Consider the following 5,694-nt stretch of genomic DNA (forward strand, 5'->3'; position numbering starts at 1 on the left):
CGGATCGCCGCCCGCACGGTCGCGGAGCGCGTCGCGGAGGAGCTGCGCACGCCGCTGGGCGAGACCGTGGGCTGGAAGGTCCGCTTCACGGATCAGGTGGGCGAGAGCACGCTGGTCAAGCTGATGACGGACGGCATCCTGCTCGCCGAGATCCAGACGGACCGCGAGCTGCGCCAGTACGACACGATCATCATTGACGAGGCGCACGAGCGCAGCCTCAACATCGACTTCATCCTCGGCTATCTGGCCCAGCTGCTGCCGCGCCGCCCGGACCTCAAGGTCGTCATCACCTCGGCCACGATCGACCCGGAGCGCTTCTCGCGCCATTTCGGGGACGCGCCGATCATCGAGGTGAGCGGGCGGACGTATCCGGTGGAGGTGCGGTACCGGCCGCTGCTGGAGGAGGATTCCGGCGACGCGGACCGCGATCAGATCACGGCGATCTGTGACGCGGTGGAGGAGCTGCAGCGCGAGGGCGACGGCGACATATTGGTCTTCCTCTCCGGCGAGCGGGAGATCCGTGACACCGCGGACGCGCTGGAGAAGAAGAAGCTGCGGTTCACCGAGATCCTCCCGCTGTACGCCCGTCTGTCGCACGCCGAGCAGCACCGGGTCTTCCAGCGCCACACGGGCCGCCGGATCGTGCTCGCGACGAACGTGGCGGAGACGTCCCTGACCGTGCCGGGCATCCGGTACGTGATCGACCCCGGCTTCGCGCGGATCTCGCGCTACAGCCACCGCACCAAGGTGCAGCGGCTGCCGATCGAGCCGGTCTCGCAGGCGAGCGCGAACCAGCGCAAGGGCCGCTGCGGCCGCACGTCGGACGGCATCTGCATCCGGCTGTACTCGGAGGAGGACTTCCTCGCGCGTCCGGAGTTCACGGACGCGGAGATCCTCCGGACGAACCTGGCCTCGGTCATCCTGCAGATGACGGCGGCCGGCCTGGGCGACATCGAGAAGTTCCCGTTCATCGACCCGCCGGACCGGCGCAACATCAAGGACGGCATCGACCTGCTGGTCGAGCTGGGTGCGCTCGATCCCGCACAGAAGGACCCTAAGAAGCGGCTCACGCAGTCGGGGCGCAAGCTCGCGCAGCTTCCGGTGGACCCGCGGCTGGCCCGCATGGTCCTGGAGGCCGACCGCAACGGCTGCGTGCGCGAGGTCATGGTGATCGCGGCGGCGCTGTCCATCCAGGATCCGCGCGAGCGGCCCTCGGAGAAGCAGGCGCAGGCCGATCAGCAGCACGCCCGCTTCAAGGACGAGACGAGCGACTTCCTCGCCTTCCTGAACCTGTGGCGCTACGTGCGCGAGCAGCAGAAGACGCTGTCCTCGTCGGCCTTCCGGCGCATGTGCAAGTCGGAGTTCCTGAACTATCTGCGCATACGCGAGTGGCAGGACATCTACTCGCAGCTGCGGACGGTCGCCAAGCAGATGGGCGTCCACATGGCGGAGGAGGATGCGGCCCCTGACCGCATCCACCAGTCGCTGCTGGCCGGTCTGCTGTCGCACATCGGTCTGAAGGACACCGAGAAGAACGAGTACCTGGGTGCGCGCAGCGCGAAGTTCGCGGTCTTCCCGGGCTCGGCGCTGTTCCGCAAGCAGCCGCGCTGGGTGATGTCGGCCGAGCTGGTGGAGACGTCGCGGCTGTGGGCGCGGGTCAACGCCAAGGTCGAGCCCGAGTGGATCGAGCCGCTCGCGCAGCACCTGGTGAAGCGCAATTACAGCGAGCCGCACTGGGAGCAGAAGCAGGCGGCCGTCATGGCGTACGAGCGGGTGACGCTCTACGGCGTGCCGATCGTCGCGCAGCGGAAGGTCAACTTCGGCCGGATCGACCCGGAGACCAGCCGCGAGCTGTTCATCCGGCACGCCCTGGTCGAGGGCGACTGGCGGACGCACCACCAGTTCTTCCACGACAACCGCAAGCTGCTGGGCGAGGTCGAGGAGCTGGAGCACCGCGCCCGCCGCCGGGACATCCTGGTGGACGACGAGACGCTCTTCGACTTCTACGACCAGCGGCTGCCCGAACACGTCGTGTCGGGCGCGCACTTCGACTCGTGGTGGAAGCACAAGCGGCGCGACGAGCCGGAGTTGCTGAACTTCGAGCAGTCGATGCTCATCAACGAGAACGCCGAGGCGGTCACCAAGGACGACTACCCGGACTCCTGGCGGCAGGGCCGGCTGAAGTTCAAGGTGACCTACCAGTTCGAGCCGGGGGCGGACGCGGACGGCGTGACCGTCCACATCCCGCTGCAGGTGCTGAACCAGGTCTCGGCCGAGGGCTTCGACTGGCAGATCCCGGGGCTGCGCGAGGACCTGGTGACGGAGCTGATCCGGTCGCTGCCCAAGCCGATCCGCAGGAACTACGTGCCGGCGCCGAACTTCGCCAAGGCGTTCCTGGACCGTGCCGTTCCGCTGCAGGAGCCGCTGACGGTCACGCTGGCGCGCGAGCTGCACCGGATGACGGCCGTACGGCTGGATCCGGAGGACTTCGACCTGGGCAAGGTCCCCGACCACCTGAAGATCACCTTCCGGGTGGTCGACGAGCGCCGCCGCAAGATCGCCGAGGACAAGGACCTGGAGGCGCTGCGGCTGCGGCTCAAGCCGAAGACGCAGGCGGCGATCTCCAAGGCCTTCGAGCAGGCCGCGTCGGCCGCGGGGGCGGGGGGCGGCCGCGGCGGCGCACCGGAGCAGCGCTCGGGCCTCACGTCCTGGACGGTGGGCACGCTGCCGCGCACCTTCGAGACGCGCCGGGCCGGCCAGCCGGTCAAGGCGTATCCGGCGCTGGTGGACGAGGGCTCCTCGGTCGCCGTGCGGCTCTTCGACACCGAGCCGGAGCAGCGCGAGGCGATGTGGCGGGGCACCCGCCGGCTGATCCTGCTGAACCTGCCGTCCAACCCGGCGAAGTTCGCCCAGGACAAGCTGGGCAACCAGCAGAAGCTCGCCCTGTCGCGCAATCCGCACGGCTCCGTCCAGGCGCTCTTCGACGACTGCGTGGCGGGTGCGGCGGACAAGCTGATCGCGGCGCACGGCGGCCCCGTCTGGGACGAAGAATCCTTCCGCAAGCTCTTCGACGCGGTACGGGCGGACATCGTGGACGCGACGATGGACGCGATCCGCAAGGTGCAGGAGGTGCTGGCCGCCTGGCAGGCGTGCGAGCGCCGGCTGAAGGCCACCACGAGCCTGTCGCTGATGTCCTCTCTGTCGGACGTCAAGGAGCAGCTGGCCTGGCTGATCAAGCCGGGCTTCGTCACCGAGCACGGCGTGCGGCGCCTGCCCGACCTGCTGCGCTATCTGGTGGCGGTCGACCGGCGGCTCACCCAGCTGCCCGCCAACGCCGACCGGGACCGCTCCCGGATGGCGAAGGTGAAGGAGATGCAGGACGAGTACGCGTGGCTCCTGGAGCAGTTCCCGAAGGGGCGCCCGGTGCCCCGGGAGGCGCTCGACGTCCGCTGGATGATCGAGGAGCTGCGGGTGAGCTACTTCGCCCACGCGCTGGGGACGGCGCACCCGGTCTCCGACAAGCGGATCGTGAAGGCCATCGATCAGCTGGTGCCCTAGGGACGGGTGGTGCGGCCGGGCCGCGGCACGGTGCGCGGCCCCGTTCGGGGGCCCCGCCGTGATCGGGTTCGACCGCACCCCCTGACCTGCTGTAGAGTCTGTCTCGCAAGCCCGCCGGAGCGGGAAGCAAGCAAGGTCCTGTGGAGCAGTTTGGAGTGCTCGCCACCCTGTCAAGGTGGAGGCCGCGGGTTCAAATCCCGTCAGGACCGCAGTGATTGAAGGCCCGGATTCCCTTTCAGGGATCCGGGCCTTCTCGCGTTCGACCTTGACTGGGACACGTGCCAGGGGTACCCAGGCAGTGGAGGTGCTGCGCTCCATGACGACGACCACCACCCCGGCAGGGACGAAGCGGCCCGGGAGCCCCCGGGCGGGCAAGCTCAGGGCCGAGAGCATCCGGCACGAAACGCGGGCGCTGCTGCGCGCCCATCTGTCCGCCGCGTCGGCCGCTTCCGGCTACCGCCACCTGACCCGGCACTGCGCCGTGTGTCACCGGCTGCTGCGGCTCGCCCAGGAGGCGGCCGCCGCGGGGCCCGCAGGGCCGGTCTCCGAGCCGGAGGGCGCCGAGGGGGCGCGGACCGCCTCCGGGTGACCAACGGCGCCTGTACGGGCGGCAGTCGGCCGCCGTGCCGCGCACCGTCGTTGCGCGTCGGGCTCTTTACCGCAGCAGCACAGTGAGTGACAAGCCCGTCGCGCTGTGATGGGAGTCACCGAAAGAGTTTCCCGGACGAGGGAACTTACCCCTGACCTACAACGGGTCAATTTAATATGTGCAATTGCACTCCACCCGAAAGGGTGGGACCAGGACTCCGTACGGGTGCTCCGCCGGCGCTCGCCGCCCGAAGCCGGGCAAGGGCCGCCGGGCGCCGCCCGCTGCCGCCGGACGGCTTCCGGTGGCATCCCATGGCCGCTCGGCGGCGTCCGGGTATAAAAAAGATCGCGCTGGACCCGGCGGAGTCCAGCGCGATCGACGACTCGCCCAAGTCGGTGGGCAGCGGTCCTGTTGGGGCAGGAACCGGTCGTGTGCAGCTCGGGTGGTGCTTCAGCAGAAACTGGAGCAGGGCGCGAACCGGGTTGGGGGCCCCGGAAAACGCCCGGTCATGCGGTTGTTCAGGCCTCGCTGCGCTGCTGCGGGATGCCCGCCAGCAGGGCGCGGACCTCCGCTTCGCGGTAACGGCGGTGTCCTCCGAGCGTACGGATGGACGTGAGCTTGCCAGCCTTGGCCCAACGGGTGACCGTCTTCGGGTCCACGCGGAACATCGTGGCAACCTCAGCCGGGGTCAGCAGCGGCTCGGCATCAGGGGTGCGAGCGGTCATGAGCGGCCTCCTCGGGAGAACCTGACGTGGAGTCGGTTCTTTCCTCTAAATTCTGCACCTTGACCCGCGTTGCCCGAAATGGCGGACGCGGGCCGAGTCGGTTATAGGACGAACGGCTTGTCCTCGGCACTACAACTACACCATCTGTCCAGCCACGTCGGCCAAACCGATGGAATTGCCCTCTCAGGTGTTCAACCTCGACGGAAGCCGATGGACCATGCCATAGCGGACAGTCACGCCACCGTGACGATCAGTCACAGCGGGATCAGGGGTCACCAGACCCGTCAAGGAGTGCAATACCGATCAATCCGCCCGTAGTTGGACGGAAGGAGCCCTTCCCGGACTCCTTGTCCTATTTTGCCACGCGGATGGGCGATGGGCGCAAGACCTGACGAAAGTGCGTTAGGTCACGGTTGCCGCAATGGCCCGGATCGGGACCTAGGTCCCGGGCCTTCTCCGACCAGGACTTCAATTGGCGTACTGACGGTTGCGTACGGCGCTCCAGCGCTCCGTCAACCGCTCGTACGCCCGCCCCGCGCGCACCCCGTCCCCCGCGCGCAACGCCGCGAGCCCCTCCGCCGTGTCCCCGGCGGAATGATCCTCGGCGAGCTGCGCCTCGGGCACCATATGCACCAGGCCTCCGTAGTCCAGCTCCACCAGGGAGCGCGGATGGAACTCCTCCAGCCACCGCCCCACGTCCACCAGCCCGTCGATCAGCGGGCCCTCGTCGATCGCGTCCTTGAGCGTGCGCAGCCCCCGGGCCACCCGCCGCCTCGCCTGCACCATCGGCGTGCGGTAGCGCAGTACGAGCCCGTCCCGGCC

The 5,694-nt window shown here is 68.9% G+C and carries 3 protein-coding genes, 1 tRNA gene and 1 pseudogene; 3 read left to right on the forward strand and 2 right to left on the reverse strand.

Annotated features, from left to right (window positions below; all coding sequences use genetic code 11):
• From hrpA to ACSNOH_RS33085, 3 genes are all read left to right on the forward strand, one after another.
• Positions 1–3,558: ATP-dependent RNA helicase HrpA (gene hrpA / locus ACSNOH_RS33075; protein WP_436725144.1), on the forward strand; the 3,558-nt coding region annotated here is incomplete at its 5' end.
• A 134-nt stretch (positions 3,559–3,692) separates the two neighbouring features.
• Positions 3,693–3,767: transfer RNA gene (locus ACSNOH_RS33080), tRNA-Asp, on the forward strand.
• 107 nt (positions 3,768–3,874) lie between these two features.
• Positions 3,875–4,147 (forward strand): DUF6274 family protein, encoded by a 273-nt coding sequence (locus ACSNOH_RS33085; RefSeq protein ID WP_436725145.1) that lies wholly within the window; start codon positions 3,875–3,877, stop codon positions 4,145–4,147.
• Positions 4,148–4,665: 518 nt separating this feature from the next.
• On the opposite strand, the gene bldC is transcribed toward ACSNOH_RS33085, so the two are convergent.
• Both bldC and ACSNOH_RS33095 read right to left on the reverse strand, forming a co-directional pair.
• The gene (gene bldC / locus ACSNOH_RS33090) at positions 4,666–4,872 is read right to left on the reverse strand and encodes a developmental transcriptional regulator BldC (RefSeq protein ID WP_003949541.1); all 207 of its coding nucleotides are present in this window, start codon (positions 4,870–4,872) and stop codon (positions 4,666–4,668) included.
• A 468-nt stretch (positions 4,873–5,340) separates the two neighbouring features.
• Positions 5,341–5,694 (reverse strand): annotated as a pseudogene (locus ACSNOH_RS33095) (hypothetical protein); the annotation flags it as partial.

The organism is Streptomyces sp. URMC 127 (assembly GCF_051386535.1).
Taxonomy (GTDB): domain Bacteria; phylum Actinomycetota; class Actinomycetes; order Streptomycetales; family Streptomycetaceae; genus Streptomyces.

Bases quoted from the DNA above. Each gene is read 5' to 3' on its own strand.
- ACSNOH_RS33085 (WP_436725145.1), top strand. From the start codon at position 3,875: ATGACGACGACCACCACCCCGGCAGGGACGAAGCGGCCCGGGAGCCCC.
- bldC (WP_003949541.1), bottom strand. From the start codon at position 4,872: ATGACCGCTCGCACCCCTGATGCCGAGCCGCTGCTGACCCCGGCTGAG.